Raw genomic sequence first — 19,659 nt, 5'->3', positions numbered from 1 at the left:
CCAGGCCGAGGCCCAGGGCGACGTGGCTCTTGCCGGTACCGCTGTTGCCGAGCGCGATGATGTTCTCGCGCCGCAGGATGTACTCGCAGCGCGCCAACTCGAGGACCAGCATCTTGTTGAGGCTGGGGATGGCGGTGAACACGAAGCTGTCCAGGCTCTTGGTCGCCGGGAACCGCGCCTGGCGGATCCGCCGCTCGACCAGGCGCCGCTCGCGATCGATCAACTCCAGCTCGAGCAGCCGCAGCAGGTAGCGGGGATGGTCGACGCCTTCGCGGGCACATTCGCGGGCCACCTTGTCGTACTCGCGCAGCACCGTGGGCAGCCGGAGCTGCTTGAGGTGATGCGCCAGCAGGACCTGCGGCGTCCCCTGGCTCGTGCCATGCGGCATGGCATCGGCCGCGGTCATGCCGCCTGCTCCTGCAGCAGCGCCGCGTAGTCGGCGGCGCGCGTCATGCGCACCTCGGTGCCCGGCAGATAGGGGTAGGCGGTCAGGTCCATGCGGGACTCCTCTCCAAGGGGACCGCATGCACGCTCTGGTGGGCGGCGAAGTGTAGCGAACTCTCTCCCCCGGTCCGCCTGTCGCGGTCGAAGTCCTCGGCAGCGCGGCTGCGCAGCCGCACCAGGCCGCGGGCGAGGATGTCGCAGACCTCGCGGAGGTGGGGCGGGAGGTGGCGCAGCGCATTAGCGGCTGCCGCTTCATGTCGCGGCATCAGAACTTCACCGACACCGGCGCCTGCACCGTGACGCTATCGTTGCGGACATGACAGACGATTCGCGCCCCCGTCGCCTGGCCCTTGTCGAGGCTGTCCTGGCGTGGACGCCTTCGCATCTCTTGGACGCCGTTCGCGACGCGGAGGGGATGATTCCTCCCGACGAGCTGGTGCGTTGGGGACGCGATGCCGTCGCGACTATCACACAGCCTCGGGCGCGGCCTCAGCGTGGTCGGACGATGTCGATGGCTGGACGCCCTGCTGGGATTGCGGCGCTGGATCGTGCCTGGGACGCGGTCTTCGACCACGTGCGCCTGGAAGTGGAGAAGGACACACTGCAACTGACGGGACGCATGATGCGGCCCGACCTTCGGCAGAATGCCCAGCCAATTCCGAGCGTGTGGGGCCGTGCACTCGACTTCGACCTGCGGGCGGGGACGATCTTCATGCAGGACCAGATGTTCGTCGGCGTAGAGGTATCGAAGCAATTGCCCTTCGGAGTGATTCCTGATGTCGGCAGCGACGAGCCGTGCAATCGCACAGGGCCCCCAGTGGCGAAGAACGAGGCTCCACCTGCCGCTTCCGAGCCTCGTGGGCCGATCACGCCTCACACTGCTGCCAACCTGACCGACGACGAGGTGTTCGCGCTGCTGGATGAGTACGCGCGGCGTGTCGTGGAGGACGAGGACAGCAGCCTGAAGCTGCCAGTCAAAGTCAGCTTCATGCCGATCCTGCGTCGGAGGCTGCGCTGGAGATTTGAGAGCGGCGAGAACGCGCCGACGCTGGCCGCCGACGCTGCTGCCTTGGAAAAATGGATTAAGACGAAGGTGGACGGCCATCAGACCCCCAGCGCCAAGCATATTGAAAACGAGTTGCGAGAGGAACATCGGCGCCTGAAGGCCCAGCATCCACGGCCAGCATCCAAGGATAGGCAATCCTGAGATCCTGGCTGTGGATGCTGGCTTCGCATCGTCACACGTCTGCAGCGCGACCAGACGCTGTGAGGCACCACGATGCGCGATTACCAGCGGGACACCCAGAATGGCCGGTCAGTTGTTGGGCACGCCCGACTCACGCAGCCTGAACTTGCCGCTAGGTGGCGCGTAAGCGGACGCACCCTCGAGAAATGGCGCCAGGCCCGCATAGGGCCTCCGCACCTCAAGATTGGCGGCAGGGTCGTCTATCGGCTGGAGGACATCGAGGCCTTCGAGGCTGAGCAGCTGCGGGGGCCGGCGTAATGGACGCCGCCGTCGCCGCCGCGATGTCCGACCCAGAGCGCAATCCGCATTTCCGGCGTCGCTGGGTGGAGGAGACCCGCGTGACGACGATCGCGGTGACCACGCCGCCGGCGGCGATCGGCTCCTTCGGCCTCGTCCTACGGGAGGCCTTAGACCGGCATCGGCGTGCTACCGCTGAGCAGGCGCGCGCCGCTGGCCTCGAGGATTGTCCGCGGTGAACGCCGACGCTGCCCTGCAGGCGGATCGTGACGAGATCGCGCGGTTCGTCAGCGCGCTGTTTAGGTATGCCGACGAGGGCAGCTATCTCTCGATGCGGGCGTTCTACGAGGACGCAAAGAAGGTGTACGGCATCGAGACGCATGGGCTGTCAGACGATATCGAGCATCTGGTGTCTGCTGCTACCACCTTCGCCACCCGTGCAGCACGACACCATCGGCCAGTCGTCTTCGCCCCACCCATCGCGACGTTCTCGAACGGCGATAGCGCCACCGAGGATGATCTCCAGAACGGGTTGGCGCTCAGCGTTGAATGCGACCAGCGCCCCGGCGAAGCGCGCGAGAAGCTCGAGAGCCTTCTCGGACCGACCACGATCACCGTGGCGAGCGGCGGCGAATGGCCTGACCCCGAGACCGGTGTCCTGGAGCCCAAGCTGCATCTGCACTGGCGCCTCACTGAACCGACCCGCGATACGGCGTCCCACGCGAAGCTGAAGCGCTGTCGGGCAATGGCGAAGGACCTGGTCGGCGCGGACGGTACCAGCAGCCCGATGGTGCACCCGATGCGCTGGCCCGGGTCATGGCACCGCAAGGGCGCCGCGCGCCAGGTTCGCATCGTGTCTGAGACCGAGCACGAACTCGATCTCGACGAGACCGAACAGCTCCTTCGCGATGCGTGGGAGGTCCATCGTCAGCAGGAGGGCGACGCCGGTAAGGCGGAGCCCCGCGAACCTGGCGAAGGGGAGACGCGGGACAGTTCGGAACTGATCACGGCCATCCTCACCGGCGCCGAATACCACGCCCCCATCACCGCTCTGGCGATGCGCTATCTCAAGGGCGGCATGGCAGATGCCCAGGTCGTTCTCACCCTGCGCGGCTTCATGAATTCGGTGCCGGAGGCGGTCCGCGACATCAAGGACGGCGTACATCAGCCGCTGCGTTGGCTGTCGCGGTACAACGATATCCCGCGTGCCGTCAGCACCGCGCGTACGGAGATCGATGCCGAGACGGCGAAGGCCGCGCAGAACGACATGTTCGGCGAGGTGGCGGTTTCGGGGTTCCGGCTGGATACCATGACGGCAGGGGAGCCGCCGCGGCAGGAGTACTTAGTGTCGCCGACCATACCGTTGGGGAAGCCCGGCGTGATCTTCGGCGCCGGCGGCATCGGAAAGTCGCTCGTAGGTCTCGCGCTGTGCCTGTCGGTGGCCATCCGCGGCAGGTTCGGCGAGACGGCGTTGGGCGGGTTTTCGATCCTCGGCGGCTACGTGCCGTTGGAGGCTGCTGGAGCCAGCGTATTCCTCACGCTGGAAGATGACACCGCGGAGGTCCATCGCCGCATTGCCTCGCTGGATCCAGAGAACCGCCGCCGCGATGCACCATGCTACGTCATCCCCGCGGTGGACCTGCCAAACTTCGACCCCGCGCTGGTGATGCCCGACGGCCGCGCAGCCGTGCTGACGGAGCTCGCCAAGCACGGCCTCGACCGGCTGTTAAAGAGCATCGCGGCCATTACGGGCAGGCCGGTGCGCGTGCTAATTCTTGATCCGGCGGGCGACTTCCTGAACGGCGACGAGAACGACGCCACCTTCGTGAAGATGCTGATGCGCCAGCTGCGCGCCGTCGCGGCGCGGCACGGCTGCACCATCATCCTCGTCGGGCATGTCGCCAAGGGCATGGATGCTGACAACCTCACCATGCGTGGCAGCGGCGCTTGGATCGCCAATAGCCGCTTTGCGTACGCGTTGTGGAAGCCGATGCCTGATGAGGCGAGGCGCCTGGCTCAGGAGGTGGATGAGCCGGCCGAGACCCTGGTGTGGGGCAACCTGGTCAAGGCGAACCACGCGGGCGCGCCGATTGGCATGCACCGGTTGTTCGCGCGGAGCGCCTCGGGGGACCTCCTCGACGTGACAAACCGATTGGCGTCGCATGGTCCGACGGAGGAGCAACTGCTGACGCAGCTGGCCAAGGCCTGCGCGGAATGCGCGGCGGCTGGGCTGCCCTTTACGATCACGGGCAATGCCGGGCTGTACAACGGCCGCGCGGACCTGCCGGAGCCACTGGCCAGCATGAGCAAGCACGGCCTGGAGGGTCTGGGGAACAAAGCCCTCGACCAGCAGATGTTGGTCAAGGCTCGCACGGCAGCAACGCAGGCATCGCCGAAGTTCCTCGACGTGCCCAACGGCCCGCTGGCAACTGGCGTTGAGGTGCCCCTGTTCCAAGGATCGCGCCGTGAAGCGCTGGAGCGCTTTCGTGCAGCTCGGGGGCTGTAATTCCGCGCCAATCGTTCCCGGTTCCCGCGTTCCCGCCGGGAACGTTGAGGCGCGGGAACGCCGAATATGACGCCGTAACAATAGGTTACCGCGTTCCCGGTCGACGTCGTTCCCGCGGGCCCGGGAACGCTAAAAAAGGGCGGTTTTCTGCCGCATTCCCGCATTCCCGAAGTCGCTCCCCTACGGGGAGGAGCCGGAACCGGGAATCCGGCTCGTCCCGTAGCCAGGGCGCGACGGTGAGACTCCCTCGGCCCGCAGGAAGCCCAGGCGAGCTCACTGGCAAGAAATTTGTGCGGATCGCAGTCCAGCGTAGCGCGTCGCAATTGCGGTCGATTGTGCCGGGGAATCGCGATCCGGTATTTAATCGACGTCGCGGCGACCCGCCCGACACCACTCCCGACGGAGGGTTTCGAGAATGCAGGATACGCGCGCGGTCGAGGCAAACTTCCCTTGCTACAAAAGGGTCCCAACAGCGGCCCTGATCCCCTACGCCCGCAACGCGCGGACGCACAGCGACGCGCAGGTCGCGCAGATCGCCGCTTCGATCCGCGAGTTCGGCTTCACCAACCCGGTCCTGACCGACGGCGACAACGGCATCATCGCGGGCCACGGCCGCGTGCTGGCGGCGTGCAAGCTTGGGCTGGCCGAGGTGCCGGTGATCGAGCTGGCCCACCTCACCCCGGCGCAGCGTAAGGCCTACATCCTCGCTGACAACCGCCTCGCGCTCTCCGCCGGCTGGGACGCGGACCTGCTGCGCCTCGAACTCGCCGACCTGCAGGCGCTGGGCTTCGACCTCGAGCTCACCGGCTTCGACGCCGACGAGATCGCCGGCTTCCTGGCCGAGCCGACAACCGGCCTCACCGACCCCGACGACATCCCCCCGCTGCCCGAGACGCCGGTCACCCGCCCCGGCGACGTGTGGATCCTCGGCCGCCACCGCCTCGCCTGCGGCGACTGCACCGACCCCGCTGTCGTGGCGGCGGTACTCGCCGGCGTTCGGCCGCATTTGATGGTCACCGACCCGCCCTACGGCGTCGCCTACGACCCGGAGTGGCGCAACAGGGCGGGGGTCAGCACCACCCGGCGCACCGGCAAGGTGGAGAACGACGATCGCGCCGACTGGCGCGAGGCCTGGGCGCTGTTCCTCGGCGATGTCGCCTATGTCTGGCACGGCGCCCTGCACGCCACGACGGTGGCGGAGAGCCTCACCGCCTGCGGCTTCGACATCCGCGCGCAGATCATCTGGGCCAAGGACCGCCTGGTGCTCGGGCGCGGCCACTACCACTGGCAGCACGAGCCGGCCTGGTACGCGGTGCGCGGCCAGGGCCATTGGTCGGGCGATCGCAAGCAGACGACGCTGTGGCAGATCGCCGGACGCAGCGAGGATGCCGAGACGGTGCACGGTACCCAGAAGCCGGTGGAGTGCATGCGCCGGCCGATCGAGAACAACTCGTCCCCGGGCCAGGCGGTGTACGAGCCGTTTTCGGGATCCGGTACGACCATCATCGCCGCCGAGATGACGGGGCGCGCCTGCCACGCCATCGAGCTCTCCCCGGCTTACGTGGACGTCGCCATTGCGCGCTGGGAGGCCTTCACGGGCCAGGACGCGGTGCGGGAGGGCGACGGGGTGCTGTTCAGCGGCCTGGCCCCTGGTCCGGCCGGTGGCGCCCCTGCCAGCCCCGGGGAGGCCAGCCATGCACCGGTATGACCCCACCCCGGACCAGCGGCGGACAGTGAAGACCATGGCGGGGTTCGGGGTGCCGCATGTGGACATCGCGACCTTCCTCGGCATCGACGCGAAGACTCTGCGCAAGCACTTCCGGGAGGAGCTGGACCGGGGCACGACGGAGGCGAACGCGAAGGTGGCGCAGTCGCTGTTCCAGATGGCGACGCAGGGCAAGAACGTCGCGGCGGCGATCTTTTGGATGAAGGCGCGCGGCGGCTGGCGCGAGAAGCATGAGGTGGAGGCGACGGTGAAGGCTGAGCAGCGTTATGTGATCAGCGCGCCACCGAGGCTGTCGGAGAAGGAGTGGCTCGAGACCTACGCGCCGAAGCATCTCGGCTGAACGTCGCCGCATCGCATCTGTTCAACACCGAGCAACGACCGTTGGTCGGTGGTGAACGGGGCGGGGACGGCACGACCCAGCGGCATGGGATGGTCCGCGCTCGACCCTAGGCAATCCTCTTGAAACAGCCGCAGCACTCCGAGCCTATGCATTCCGGCTACTCGTCCAACCGCTTTCCATGGCCAGAGACGCAATCGTTCTTATCGCCACGTCTTCACCGCAAAGGAGCACGGCAATTTCCCCGATACCTTCGGGCAGCCCTGGCGCGGGGCATAGTTCTGCAACCAGCGCTAGGGACGAGGCTACGGGCCTGTTGGACGGAACAACCCGAGGTCGATGCTGTTCGCCATCGCCGTATAGCCTCCAGGGCCCGGATGCAGGTGATCGCCGGAGTCGTGTTCGGCGCGCATCCGCGTCGGCCGGGCGGGATCCTGTGTGGCCGCCGCAAAGTCGAGCACCGCATCGTAGGTGCCGCTGGTCCGGATCCACTCATTGAGCGCCTGGCGCTTTGCTTCGCCTTCGGGGGTCCAGTAGGCCGCACCCTCGAACGGGGTGAGCGTCGCGCCATAGACCCTCAGCCCGCGCGCACGAGCGCGAGCGACGAACTGGCGATGGCCGGCGATCAGCTCGGCGACGCTCGGGGAGGCATTGGCGCCGCCCTGCCCGATGTCGTTGATGCCCAGCATCACGGTGACATGGGTCACGCCCGGCATAGCGAGCACGTCGCGGTCGAAGCGGGCCAAGCCGTTCGGGCCGACACCGTCCGCGAGTACCCGGCCGCCGCCGATGCCGCCATTGACCACGCTCATGCGGATCCCCGCCTCCGCCAGCCGGCGGGCAAGGATGTTCGGCCAGCGCCGGTTCTGGTCCGTGCCGGATTGCGTGCCGTCCGTGATGGAATCGCCAAACGCAACGAGCACGCCGGTGGGCTGCGCCGCCACGATCTCGACCCGGCTCAGGAAGAAGGACGAGGCCGAGGCCAGGCCGTCGCCGCGGCGGTAGGCCGTCGTCGTGGCAACCGGGAAGGTGACCGCGCCCGCGTGGTTGCCCCGGGTCGACACGTAGTTCGTCTGCCAGGACGCTGGATGGTAGGTGACCGGCGACCTCGAGGCGGCGGTGTCATCGGGCAGGTAGAGATCGACGACGACATCGCCGAAGTCCGGCACGGCCAGGTCGACGGGATCGCTCACCAGCAAGGCGCCCGGCGGGACAGCGGGCTGGGCGAGCCCGCCGAAGGTGAGGACGCGGTTGGTGCCCGCGACGATGGACGAGCCCCTGTCGCGCAGGGCGACCTGCGCGGCGCCGATGCGTAACGGCGTAGTCCCGAAGGTGTTCGAAAGGACGACCCTGACGCGGCCTCCACCCGCCGACACGCGGGCGATCTGCCTGATGGTCTGATCGTTGAAATGGAGGCGCGAGCCGCCCGCCACCTCGAGTTCCTGCCCCGGCGCCGCTTCGCGCACGGCGTCCGGGACGTCATTGACCCAGGGGAAAGCCCGCGCGGCCGCCGACAATGTCTGCGCTGGCTGATCGACGCGCGCGACATCCGGTGCGGCCCATGTCGGAATCCAGCGTTCCTGCGCGGAGGCCGCAGGCCCGAACAACGACACCGACGATGCGATCAGTGCGGATGCGACAAGATGACGGAACGTCAGCATCTGACGACCTCCCCCTATCTGCTCGGACATCCGATGCGCAGGGGTGCCGGCGCCACGGCCCGACATCGTCCTGGTGACATCCGTTGCCCCGACTATCCTCAGATCGGGCGGCCCATGACAAGGCAAAACCGGCGTCCCTCTCTGGCACGCGAAGATTCCCGCGCACTGAACTGCTCTGAGTTTGCCGGAGGACGCTCGGCGTGAGTCACGCAACCAGGCAAGAGTCCGCTCGCTGCCCTTCTCGACTCTTCACGATCTGCCCGCGGCAACAGCCGCCTGAGCCATCCTCTCCACGATCCTCGCGACAGTAGTGTGCGTCCATGCGCCCCAGCCGCGCGGCGTGGGCACCGCGCGGGCGTTCAGAGCGCGCGCTATCGCCGCGTGGCCCGATACGCCCTCTGCGCGCAGACGCTCCAGTTCCAGTCCGAGACGATGTGCCGCGCGCTCCGCGGCCTCGCGCCGCGCCAGGGCCGCCGCCATGGCGTCCGGCCCTGCGACGGGCCGGTAGCCACGATCGCCGCCCAGTGCTATTCCGCGCGCCTTGGCCGCGGCCAGCGCCGCTCGCGTCCGCTCGCTGATCAACTCGCGCTCCTTCTGCGCCATTGCCGCGTAGATCCGCAGCATCAGGTCGTCGGCCCCGGGCATGTCCGCCGCCCGGATCGAGACGCCGTCCTCCAACAACTGCGACAGCGTGTGCGCCCGGCGCGTGATGCGATCGAGCCGCGCGGCGACCAGCACGGCATCCAACTGCCGGCAGCGCGCCAGCGCCGCCTGGAACCCCGGCCGCCGGTCGTCCTTGCCGGAGGCGATGTCGGAATACTCCGCAACGAGCGTCCAACCCTGCGCGGCGACGAAGGACCTGATGCTGGCCTGCTGGGCCTCCAGGCCCAGCCCGCTCTGCCCCTGCTCGGCGGTCGAGACCCGGATGAGCCCGACCGCGAGCCGGGGAGGGTTCGCGCCCAGGCGCATCAGCCGGCCTCGATGATGCGGTAGATCGAGTAGGAGCCCTTCGCACCCTGCTTGTCCGTCCCGACCTGACGGACGCGCTCCAGCACCTCGACCGTCATCCCCTTGCGCTTGAGGCCGGCGAGGAAACCTCGGACCGTGTGCGACTGCCAGGCGGTCGCTTCGATGATCTCGGCGATCGTGGTGCCCTCGTCGCGACGCAGCAGGGCGAGGACCGCCTCCTGCTTGGTGCCGGTGCGGAGCTGGCGCGGGGCGGCGGGGTCGCGGGCGGGACGGGACGCCCGCTGTGCCCGCGGCGACGCAGCCAGGGCGTCGCGCAGACCGCCGATGGAATCGTCGAGCCCATCGCGCTCGGGAGCGTCCCAGGCGGCCAGGACCGACGCGGCGGCCATGTGCAGGGCAGCGGCGCGGCCGATGGGCCCGTGCTGACTCACAGGCTGGCGCTGAAGGCCCTCGGGCGCCTCGCCGCCGGTGGAGGGCGACGCGGGCACAAACGGCGCCAGTGAGTCTCCCTGGGGCGCTGCGGGCAAGAGCGCCATTTCCGCCGGGGCGGTGTCGGTGGTCAGCGGGTCGGCGAGGTCGCCGATCACCAGGGCCGGATCGACGCCGTTGCGCTCGTCGCGCGGGCGGTTGTCCTCCGGGTCATCGGCGCCCTGCGTCGCGACCGTGCCGCTCGCCTCGGGCTCGACGCCGATCGCCGCCAGCCCCGCCTCGGTGATGCGCAGCGCTATCCAGCCGCCATCCTCGTCCTGCCGCCAGCCCAGCCCGATGGCCTCGCGCGGCGCCGGCGCCTCCTCCAGCAGCCCCTTGCCGATCATGCTGCGCAGGACCGCCTGGCGTGCGGCGGCGGGAAGCTTGGCGGGCGGGGTGGCGAGCAGCGCATCGTGCTGCGCGGCGCGGCTGAGGATCACGCGCTGGGTGTCGGAGAGCTTGGTCATCGTCGGGTGCTCCTGGTCCGCACCCGATCATCCGGGTGCTACCAGCCCGAGCCCCTGAGCGGGGCTGCGCGACGATGAGCGCGCCAGCGACCATTCGCTCTTTCTCCGCGCGAAGCCAAGCGAAGGGGACAATCATGAACTTGCTTTCTACTGGCGTCGCGCAGATCGGGATCATCGGCTTCGACGGGCGGATCGAGGTCGAGGCGCTGCGCCTCTACGGCCTGCCGAAGACGCGCCGGCGGTGCTCTATGCCTGTCCCTCGCTACCGGCAGGGACGCGGACGCTGGCGCTGGAGACGAGCTGCGACCTGCCGAGCCTCGGCCCCGGCGCGACGGCCAACGTCGGCGTCACCGTACCTGGGGCGCGGCGACACGACTTCGCGGACGCCTCGCTCGACACCAGCAGCATCGCCTTCGTGCTGGACTGCCATGTGTGGTCCAACAACAGCGTGCACGTGACCTGACGACGCGAAACGGCGGCGCATCGAAGGATCGAGGCCAATCGCCATCACGTCTGTGGTGAGCGATACTGCAACGTCGACGATCACTGTCTGAAATGCAGAAGCGTGTCGAAGCAATGGCCGAGCGAGCGGCCACGTGCACCTGTGTCCCTTGCGCGCACGCGGGAGTTGCATGCATAAGCATATCTCGACTGAATAATCTGTACTGCAGAACTTAAGTTTTTTGTTGCGACTGACGTGGCGCACCATGAATAATTCATGCAATCAAGATTCAACGCTGGCCGGGGCATAGATGGGCGATCAGCCGAAAATATACGGAATCGTTGCAATGATCGCCACGGGCCTGATGGCAACGCCGTGTGCTGCGCAGCCAGTAATTGGCTCGGGCGATCCGTTCCAAACCGCGTTTCGTGAAATGATCGCGCGCCCCGGCGACCCGGATGCAGCAGTGCGTTACGCGCGGCTGGCGGCGGAGCGCGGCGATTCTAGAGCAGCGATCACGGCTCTCGAACGCGTGCTTCGGATCAACCCCTCTCTGGACAATATCCGACTTGAGATAGCGTCAATCCATCTCGCCGCAGGTTCACCGGACCTAGCAGCCCTTTACGCGAGGCAGGCGCTCGAGTCCCCGTCGATCCCGCCGGATGTTGCGGTGCGTGCGCGCGAGATCGTCGCCCAGGCCGAACGTGGAGCCTCACGCTCGCTGCTTGAGGTAAGCCTGTTCGCCGGTGCGCGGTGGGATTCGAACGCGAATGGCGTCACCCCCGCCGGCACGACGGTTCCGATCTACACACCTGTGCCGGGCGGCTTTTTTGTCGTGCCGACACAACTTCCCGCCAGTGGTGAAGAGAGCTGGAGCTCCGTCTTGGGGGCCAGGCTCTACCACCGCTACGATCTCGAACTGCAGCGCGAAGCGGCCTGGGAGACGAACGCATCACTGTTCGACCAGCGCTTTGCGAGCATTCCTCGCGCGTATGACCTCTCGGTCGTGACCCTCGACAGCGGACCGCGGATCGGGGTCACCGAGGTTGGCGAGAACGGCCTACTGTCCCTGCGTCCGGCCGTTCGGGTTGGCTGGATCGGCTATGCGGATTCGACCTACAGCTGGCAGTACGGCGCTGGCCTGACCGCGGAGCTTCGCCTGCCGCCACGCTGGACCTTTGAGGTCACGGGCATTGCCGGCTTCGGCAATTTCATCAACAGCGACTTTCGCCCGACCGCCAGGCTCTACACGGGCAGCGAGTTCATTCTCAATGCCGCGGTGAGTTATGCGATCACGCCCACAACACGCATCACCGGATCGTTCTCGTACTTCGAGGGTAATGCGCGGGTCGACTACTACGCCCGAAGCGGCCTTGGCGGCTTCATTGGGGCGCAAACCGCCTTCAACATTGGTGACTATCAGGTTGGCGCTACCGCGAGGCTGGGCGTGCGGCAGGTGAACTACGACTCACCTGATCCCGTGCTGAACCCCTTCACTGAGCGGAAGGACACGCGCTGGGAAGGTGGCGTCTCGCTGATCTTCCCGGTCACGCGATCCGTGGCGATCACGGTCGAGTACGACGGGTTCGACCAGCGCAGCAACTACGAGATCTATCGGTTCGACAACCATGCCTTCACGGCGGGTGTACGCGTTTCTCTCTGACCAGCCCCGCCTCAAAAAGGTTCGCAGGTTATTCGACGCAACATCATCCCTGGACGGAGCTGACCGATGGCACGGCGTGGAGCCCTCAAGACTGGTCCCATCTCAACGCGGGTGCTGTTGCTCGCGGGCGCTGCCCTGCTCAGTCTCCCTTCAGCGCCGACCGTGGCGCAGTCGAATCTGGTTGGGGTGGTGATTCGGGGTGCCGCAGCACCGGGCGGTTCGACACCAAGGCAGGTCACCGACATCGCCCCGGGCCAGCGTATCGAAAGCCCTCGCGGCGCCTGGACCGAGATCGCCTTCTCAGATGGGGGTTCGATCGTTCTGGAGCCGGGCGCGGACTTCATGTTGCAGAGAATCGAGACTGATCCCGAGACGGGTCGTCAGGTCATCAAGGGGGCATCGAGTCGCGGGCGCTTGCGCGTTTCCACTTCTGACTCTGCCGATATGGCGATTGAGACTGGGGGCCGAGAAATTCGGGTCATTGGAGCGTCCGGCGTGATCCAGTCCGGCGCAGAGGGCTCGGTAACCCTCATTTCCGGGCGCCGAATTACTGTCCGACGCGATAACGGCGCAGAGGATACAATTCGTCGACCAGGCTTTACGTTGGCTTTTTCTAACGGCGGGCCACGGCGACAAGGACGAGAAGCGCTCGCGGAAGTCGTGTCGCCATTCGCTCCCGTAACGCCAGGAGGTGGCTCGGGGGTCGAGGCTGCAACAGAACTTACAAGCGTCGATCCAGTGAACAACAGAGTCTTGTGGTCGGAAGAGTTCCGAGAAAGGAATAATGGAGTCAATTTCTCGAACCTTTTTCCCCCGCAGCCTCCGCAGCCTCCGCAGAACCAGAACCAGAACCAGAACCAGAACCAGAACCAGACACCAAATATTTCTCAAAGAAGGGGGGCGGAGGATTTTCAGTTTGCAGCTGCCGCATTGGGCACTCTCGGCCAGCCTGGCTCGGTGATCGCGGCACCGGGGCCAAACTCGCCCGCTACATCCACTGACTCAAATGGAAACACCTCAGGATCGACCGGTCCAAACACCATTAATCTTGAGACGAGGCAATTCAGCACCGGTCGTGTTCGGAGACTCGCTCCGAGGGAAGCGACAGCCTTAGGCCGAGCAGATGTCGGGACGGTGATCACAGTGGGAGCAAACGCTCCAGTTGTCGGCACAAGCCTGTTCCGGAATTTCAGCGCGACTGGCACCGAAGATCCTGGGTTATTTTATGACGGTATCGCAAGAATTGGTGACGCAAGAGCGACCATTCAGCGAGAAGCGTTACAGGGAACAGATTCTATTACCGCACCGACCGTTACTGGTATCGGATATCAATTGCTATTCACTAGAGATGCTGTTTCCAGAATTACCATTTCAGGAAGTGGTGCGCCATATTTACAGATATCAGATAATTTTGATCCAAATTTCCCCACCCGATCTTTGGTTGTGACAAGATCATATTTCGGAAGCAGCCTCTTCGAGATTGATGTGCCAGTCACCGTTGTGGACAACGGTGAAATAATCAGGCTCTCAGGAGATAATGGTCTTCTTATGCTGCGTGGAGCAACTATTGTTGCGCCGCAGGGCATTCCTGGGAACACAATTGGTAGCGTCGGCTTTCCAGAATATCCCCCGGATGCTGAATTGATTTCTGGTCTCTGGACAGATGATCTTCCCGCTGTTCTGGGAACCACGAGATTGGCCGGAGTCAACCCTGCGCTCACGCCGGTTACGGTTTTTGTCATCGACAAGACCACATCGGGCTCAGACGCATTATCGGGCAGAGGGATCCAGCCCGGGGAGCGCTACTTTGTGATTGGCGGAACGGGGATCCCTGCTCCCGCCAATGGCGGACTTCCGTCCGCCAATGGACAAACGTTAGCTCCCGGAACAGTTATGCGCTTTGCGATCTCTGATGGGATGAACCCACTTGCTGGCTTTCAGCCGGGGGCGACGATCGAGAGCCAATTCCAGCTGTCCAGATCGGCTACACAGATCCCAGGTTTCCGCGAGTTCAATGCGTTCCGTCCTGAATCGACTTTCGTTGAGGGTGCACCGCGAGGCGACACACACCTCCTTGTCGTCGCAGGGCTAAACGACAGCAACCCTGCGTTTCGAATTGATCTGCAGGTTGCTGCGGACGGCCGGACAAGCGCCGGTGTCGCCGTTGGCGGGTTTGCCCGGTTACCAAACGATTCCAACTCGATCGCGCTATCTGGCAATGTTGTCGGGTCGACGCGCGCCGGGACACCTGGGGCCCTTCCCGAAATCGCGCTGAGAGAAACATCTGTTGGAATCTTCTCGCGTCTTGGCTCTCTCGGGACGGACGAGACGGGTTACGGCAGGCACGTTTTCGGCGGGAATTCGCTGGCGCCTGGCCAAATCGGGTACTTCGCGGTCGGACAGGCGGATACGCGCGTCGGCGCACCTGGGTCGGATGGTGGCCAACCGGGTCGCTTGACCGCGATCGGGGGCTCCACGAGCGAGTTTGCATTCACGCGCCTGGCGACGAATGTCGGCGATCCCGGCCTTTCGGGCACGCGCGGCCTGCTTGGGGGCCGGCCGGAAGGCATTGAGGGATTCGCCGCGGGCATCGTTGAAGTCGTCGCGCCCGGAGGAGCCGGCGTCGGCTTAGCCGCCGGCGTGGGAGCATCGCTGGGTGACGTCCGCATCGTCAGCCGGCCCGACAATCGCGAGCTTGGTGCAGAGACACTGATACGTCTCGCGCCGCGCGCCGTCGGCGAGATTTCTGCCGACGCACCCGCAGCCTCTCCGCCGCCCGGCCTCACCTCTCGGACGCTCAACTTCGGTGGTGGAGGCGGTAGTCTCCCCACATCCGCCTTTGCTTCCTCGACGACCTTCGCAGCAGTGATTCCGGGTCAGGCGGCCATGGCCAGCGTGAACGAGGACCTCCTCCGCGGCATCATGCACCCCGATGGCCGCCCCGCCACGCCCCAGCCACGCGATGAGGCTCGGAACCTGCCGGAGCGGGGTGGATTGCCGCCGAGCAACGAGCACGTCGCTTGGGGGGTCTTCATGGGCGACCTCGTTGCGCAAGCGAATGGCGGCGGCCGCGAGTTCGCCAGTCTCGGCTTCTGGGTCGCCGGTCGCCCCGTTGATTACGGGACGCTCCAGACCCTGACCGGCGTGGCCACCTATCAAGGCGGCATGATTGGCAACGTGGTGAATCCTCAAGGCCTGCGAACTGTGGCCGGTGATTTCACCCACCAGTACGATTTCGGTCGGCGAGCAGGCGGGATGACCGCCAACTTCGACGGCGCAACGTACTCTGCTGCCACCGGCATGAACGGAACGGGCGTCTTCACCGGCCAGGCGGAGCGACAAGGCCCAGCCGCGAACCGTGCCTTCAACGTGACCGGCGCCTTCTTCCACAATCCCACGGCGGGTGGACCGGTGTCATCGACCAACCTGCCGCTTGCAACCGGTGGTGTGTTCGGCATCGCCGGCCCCGGCTACGGCGCCAACGGCATCTTCGTCGGCGCCAGGCGGTGATCAGCGCCAACCGGAGGGCGGCGCTCGTCAGCGGCGTCCTTCCGTGGCTGCTGCTCTCGCCCAGCGCTTCCGAAGCTCAGCAACGGCCACGCGAGTCCGAATCTTCCGCCGCCATTCTCGCCGCTGTGCGCCACATGCGGTCGGCGGGCGACGTAGCGGGAGCTCTCGCGCGGCTGGAGCGGTTTCTGGCAGCTACTGGCCGTCGCTTGGGTGAGCCGGACCAGGCCGTTCTGCGGCTCGAAGCCGCCAGTCTCGCGATTGAGGTCGGCGCCCCACACAATGCACGTGCCCATCTCGCGGTGTCGGAACGTATCGCCGAGAGCGCAGCCTTTCGTCCGCAGCCCTTCCTGGCGGCGCGGCTGCAGCGCGAACTCGCGCGGCAGCGGGAACGTCTTGGCGACGTTACCCAGGTGGAGCATCTGCTCACGCGCGCCCTCCCGGCGCTGGAGACGGCGGATCTCGCTTTGGCCGCTGAAGCCTTCAATGCCCGAGGAATCGTCCGCCTCGAACTCCTCAAGCTGTCGGAAGCCGAGGCGGATTTCCGAAGCAGCTTCAGCAAGGCCGAACGGGTCCAGCTGCCGGTTGAGTTCCGCGTATCGGTCCTCGCGAACCTGACTGTCGCTGCCTCCGAACGCGGTGCTCTATCCGTCGCGAGACAGACCGCGCTGGAGGCGCGTCAGCTTGCTGGCTCGTCGGACTCGCTGCTTCGCATTGCCGATTTCGCGAATGCGCAGGTGCTGCTCAGGGAACTCGATGTCGCCACCGCGGAGTCGATCCTGGAGCAGCTGGCGCAACAGGCTGCAATCGACGATCCGCTTCGCGCCCACGCGTTGATGTCCCTCGCGAATGCCCGTTTCAGTCGAGGCCGCATGCCGGAAGCCGTCGAGGCGGCGACAGAGGCTGTCGAGGCGTATCGCGGCGCTGTTGGGGAGCGACATCCGGCGTATGGGCGTGCCCTCCATACTCTTGGGACGGCGCTGTCGGAGCTGGGAGACCCTGTCTCGGCTGCGACCGCTTTGGCCCAGGCTGCGCAGATCTTGAGCGCAGCCTTTGGACCAAGCGCCATACAGGTGCAGGGCACCGAGATTGAGCGTGGATGGCTCGAGCTTCGGGCTGGTGACCTATCGTCAGCAGAGCGCAGGGTAGAGGCGGCCTTGCGTGCCTATGCAACAACGCCCCCGCCGGACGCACGTCCCGTCGGCCTCGCGTTGATCCTTCGCGGTTTGGTGGCAGAGGCCGCTGGACGACGGGACCTTGCAGCCGAATTCTATCGGCAAGGCCAGGTGCGGATCACGGAGGCGCGCGGTGCGAACTCGCCCGACCTTGGCTTTTCCCTGGTGCGTCTTGGCCGTCTTCTCACGCGAATGGGGCGCTACCAGGACGCCGCGCTGCCGCTCGATCGGGCGATCTCCATCTACAGCGCTGCGGGAAGCGCCGGAACAGTGAGGCTCGCGGAAGCTCTGACAGCGCGCGCCGAGCTACGGGCGTTGGCCGGCGAGCGACGTGGGGCGTTGGGCGACACCCGAACCGCGCTGGCCCTGCTTCGGGAGCGCATCAGTGCCGTTGAGCAAACCGGAGGTGGTACGGGGAGCGCTCAGCGTCGAGGAGCGCGTGAGCTCTACGCCGCGCAGGCGCGTCTGCTGGTGAGCCTCCAGGCTGAAGATCGGCAAGCCTTGAATGATGCATTCATGGCATCGCAGGAATCGCTGACATCCAGGGCGGGGGACGCGCTTCGGCGAGCCGCATTGCGCCGTGCTGCCGCTGGCGGGCAACTCGGACGCCTCCTCGGCGATCGTGAGTCAGCGACTGAGGCCATGAATCAAGCCGACAGTCTCTTGCTCACGTCTGCAGCCGGGACTTCGCCGTTTGACCCGGCCGAACTTCGACGATTGCGTGCAGCACGCGATGACGCTGCCATTCGCATTCGGGCCTTGGACACATCGATCGAGGCTCAGTTTCCGAGGATTGCACGATTTCTGCGTCCCCAGTCCATCGCGCTCGAAGACGTCCAGACGCTACTTGATGTGGACGAGGCGATCGTTGCGCCGGTTGTGACAGAGGACGGAGTGCTGATTTGGGGCGTTCGGCGAGATGCTGCGGAGGCGATCTTCCTACCTGTCGGATCGGCCGAAATCTCGAGCCTGGTTCAGCGGATTAGACGAGGTGTTGATTTGGGTTTGGAGGCGCATGGCAGATCGCTCGATCCATTCGATGTCACGGCGGCTCGGGCGCTCCACGATGCCGTGTTCCTCCCACTTGATCGGATTGGGCTACTTGATCGCATACAGCATGTCATCGTCGTGCCGGATGGTGCGCTTCAATCCATACCGGCGCACCTTCTGCTCGACACCCGACACCAATGGCTGATCCAGCGCTTCGCCTTTACCACAGCACCGACGATTGGAGCGTTTGTGGCATCGCGCGAGGAACGCGGACGGCCGTCACAGGCGCAGTTGAGCTTCCTTGGCGTGGGCGATCCGGATTTCGCCGGTTACGCAGATCCCGGGAGAGTTAGTCGCCGCGGACCGCCGCAAAGGCTGAGACGGGAATTAGCTCAGCTTTCGAGGCTTACCGACACGGCCGACGAGGTTAAGCGACTGGCCGAAATCTTTGGTGAGCGGGAAAGTCGCCTGCTGCTGCATACGGACGCTACAGAACGCGCGCTGACCGAGATCGATCTCAGGCAATTTCAAGTCGTGTCGTTCTCGACGCACGCGCTGATGGCGGGCGAAGTGCCGGGGCTCACGGAACCAGCCATTGTGTTGACGCCAACGGATGATGACGCTCCGTTGGATGGCTTGCTGACAGCTTCCGACATCGCGGCCTTGGAACTCGATGCACAACTAGTTTTGCTCTCTGCGTGCAACACGGCGGCGCCTGATGGCGGACCCTACGCCGAAGGCATGTCCGGCTTAGCGAGGGCATTCCTTCAAGCCGGCGCGAGAGCGTTGCTCGTCAGCCATTGGACAGTTGAGAGCGCCGCGACGGTTAAGCTCACCACGGACTTCGCAGTTCGGACTACCGCGGCGTCAGACGCTCGACGTCCAAACGCGCTTCGGGGTGCAATCCTACAAATGATCAGCAGTGAGGACGCGAGCATGCGGCACCCTGCAATGTGGGGACCATTCGTGCTCGTCGGCGGATGATCTGTCGACCGTTATCAAACGAGGAGGAACTTATGGGGCTGTTTGGTTGGGAGAAAGTCAGTAGGGATGACCCGGTCTATCTAGCATGCTTAGCCGGGACCACAGCCACTGGGACCGCGATTGGATCCGCGATGGGATCGATGACATTGCCTGGCATCGGCACCGTGGCCGGCTTTGGGTGGGGGACGGCGTTGGGATTCGTCGCCGGCTACCTCACTTGCCCCTACCTCGCGCCGAGCATTAAACGGAAGCTCGAGATCGAGGACGTGCTGTCGGAGGCTGAACTTAGTTCAGCCGCTGAAGCAATGAGTCAGTACGCGAACGTCAGTCAGGCTGAAGAGGCACTAAGGTTAATCGCGATAGTCCGATCTGCTGGGTTTCAAGGAAAATCTCGGCCGATCTGCGAATCTCCGCCTGAAATGGCTAGATCGCTTCTGGCTGCATATGGATCCTCGCCTACGTCAGCGAGCATATGAGGCTGAATGCAAATTCTCCAAACCCTCAGAAAACCATTCGGACAGGCCGCGCCCGCTCGAGATCTCCGTGAAGCGGTTTGTGGGGGCTAGATGTTTGGTCCCGGCATTTCATGGTGCGGGTTTGCGGTGAACCTATGGGGGTCTGCGGCCCATGATCGGCAGATGAACTCGTAGGGGGTGAGGCCCTTCAGGGTCTTGAGCCGCCGCGCGTAGTTGTAGGTATCGAGGAACAGGGCGAGGTGGACGCCTCCAGAAACCCCGAATGCTGGCATGCGTGGCCGTAGAGCGGTGCATGGTCGCCCGCCACGCGGGGGGATGGCGGGGATCACGGTGCTGAGGGATCCTGGTCGGGGCGCTGATG

Annotated in this window: 14 protein-coding genes and 1 pseudogene; 10 read left to right on the top strand and 5 right to left on the bottom strand. The window is 65.5% G+C overall.

Features of this window, described 5'->3' with window-relative positions; translation table 11 throughout:
* On the bottom strand, positions 1–406 hold a 406-nt coding region (locus tag HW578_RS10635; protein WP_198370534.1), incomplete at its 3' end, for an ATP-binding protein.
* 549 nt (positions 407–955) lie between these two features.
* Between HW578_RS10635 and HW578_RS10630 the strand changes: the two genes are divergently transcribed.
* The 6 genes from HW578_RS10630 to HW578_RS10605 all read left to right on the top strand — a co-directional run bounded on the left by HW578_RS10630 (position 956) and on the right by HW578_RS10605 (position 6,499).
* Positions 956–1,651, top strand: coding sequence for a hypothetical protein (locus HW578_RS10630; RefSeq protein WP_198370533.1), 696 nt, complete (start codon positions 956–958; stop codon positions 1,649–1,651).
* A 72-nt stretch (positions 1,652–1,723) separates the two neighbouring features.
* Positions 1,724–1,948: a helix-turn-helix transcriptional regulator gene (locus HW578_RS10625; RefSeq protein WP_198370532.1), complete on the top strand. Its 225-nt coding sequence runs from the start codon at positions 1,724–1,726 to the stop codon at positions 1,946–1,948.
* Complete coding sequence (locus HW578_RS10620; protein ID WP_198370531.1) at positions 1,948–2,166, top strand: hypothetical protein; 219 nt, start codon at positions 1,948–1,950, stop codon at positions 2,164–2,166. Before HW578_RS10625 ends, HW578_RS10620 begins: the two co-directional genes overlap by 1 nt.
* Complete coding sequence (locus HW578_RS28425; protein WP_198370530.1) at positions 2,163–4,433, top strand: AAA family ATPase; 2,271 nt, start codon at positions 2,163–2,165, stop codon at positions 4,431–4,433. Before HW578_RS10620 ends, HW578_RS28425 begins: the two co-directional genes overlap by 4 nt.
* A 415-nt stretch (positions 4,434–4,848) precedes the next feature.
* Positions 4,849–6,141, top strand: coding sequence for a site-specific DNA-methyltransferase (locus HW578_RS10610; RefSeq protein ID WP_198370529.1), 1,293 nt, complete (start codon positions 4,849–4,851; stop codon positions 6,139–6,141).
* Positions 6,128–6,499: an SAM domain-containing protein gene (locus HW578_RS10605; protein ID WP_198370528.1), complete on the top strand. Its 372-nt coding sequence runs from the start codon at positions 6,128–6,130 to the stop codon at positions 6,497–6,499. Before HW578_RS10610 ends, HW578_RS10605 begins: the two co-directional genes overlap by 14 nt.
* A gap of 302 nt (positions 6,500–6,801) precedes the next feature.
* Here HW578_RS10605 and HW578_RS10600 read toward each other — a convergent pair whose 3' ends face one another.
* From HW578_RS10600 to HW578_RS10590, 3 genes are all read right to left on the bottom strand, one after another.
* Complete coding sequence (locus HW578_RS10600; RefSeq protein WP_198370527.1) at positions 6,802–8,157, bottom strand: SGNH/GDSL hydrolase family protein; 1,356 nt, start codon at positions 8,155–8,157, stop codon at positions 6,802–6,804.
* Between the two features lie 249 nt (positions 8,158–8,406).
* Positions 8,407–9,126, bottom strand: coding sequence for a recombinase family protein (locus HW578_RS10595; RefSeq protein WP_198370526.1), 720 nt, complete (start codon positions 9,124–9,126; stop codon positions 8,407–8,409).
* A complete protein-coding gene (locus HW578_RS10590) occupies positions 9,126–10,061 on the bottom strand; it encodes a DUF3489 domain-containing protein (protein WP_198370525.1) in 936 nt (311 codons plus the stop codon). Before HW578_RS10590 ends, HW578_RS10595 begins: the two co-directional genes overlap by 1 nt.
* Positions 10,062–10,302: 241 nt before the next feature.
* Here HW578_RS10590 and HW578_RS10585 point away from each other — a divergent pair, with 241 nt between their 5' ends.
* The 4 genes from HW578_RS10585 to HW578_RS10570 all read left to right on the top strand — a co-directional run bounded on the left by HW578_RS10585 (position 10,303) and on the right by HW578_RS10570 (position 18,822).
* Positions 10,303–10,524 carry a hypothetical protein gene (locus tag HW578_RS10585; RefSeq protein ID WP_232478866.1) on the top strand — a complete coding sequence of 74 codons (222 nt, stop codon included), beginning with the start codon at positions 10,303–10,305 and terminating at the stop codon, positions 10,522–10,524.
* A 325-nt stretch (positions 10,525–10,849) separates the two neighbouring features.
* On the top strand, positions 10,850–12,166 hold the full coding sequence (locus tag HW578_RS10580; protein WP_198370524.1) for a tetratricopeptide repeat protein: 1,317 nt from the start codon (positions 10,850–10,852) through the stop codon (positions 12,164–12,166).
* 495 nt (positions 12,167–12,661) lie between these two features.
* The gene (locus HW578_RS10575; protein WP_198370523.1) at positions 12,662–15,676 is read left to right on the top strand and encodes a hypothetical protein; all 3,015 of its coding nucleotides are present in this window, start codon (positions 12,662–12,664) and stop codon (positions 15,674–15,676) included.
* Positions 15,673–18,822 (top strand): CHAT domain-containing tetratricopeptide repeat protein, encoded by a 3,150-nt coding sequence (locus HW578_RS10570; protein WP_198370522.1) that lies wholly within the window; start codon positions 15,673–15,675, stop codon positions 18,820–18,822. Before HW578_RS10575 ends, HW578_RS10570 begins: the two co-directional genes overlap by 4 nt.
* A gap of 562 nt (positions 18,823–19,384) precedes the next feature.
* Here HW578_RS10570 and HW578_RS27805 read toward each other — a convergent pair.
* A pseudogene (locus HW578_RS27805) lies at positions 19,385–19,540 on the bottom strand (IS481 family transposase); the annotation flags it as partial.
* Positions 19,541–19,659 lie beyond the last annotated feature (119 nt).

This window comes from Roseomonas rosulenta (genome assembly GCF_016106005.1).
Lineage (GTDB): Bacteria > Pseudomonadota > Alphaproteobacteria > Acetobacterales > Acetobacteraceae > Neoroseomonas > Neoroseomonas rosulenta.
Note: the sequence above shows the minus strand (reverse complement) of the source record. Positions and strands in the feature narration are given on the sequence as shown.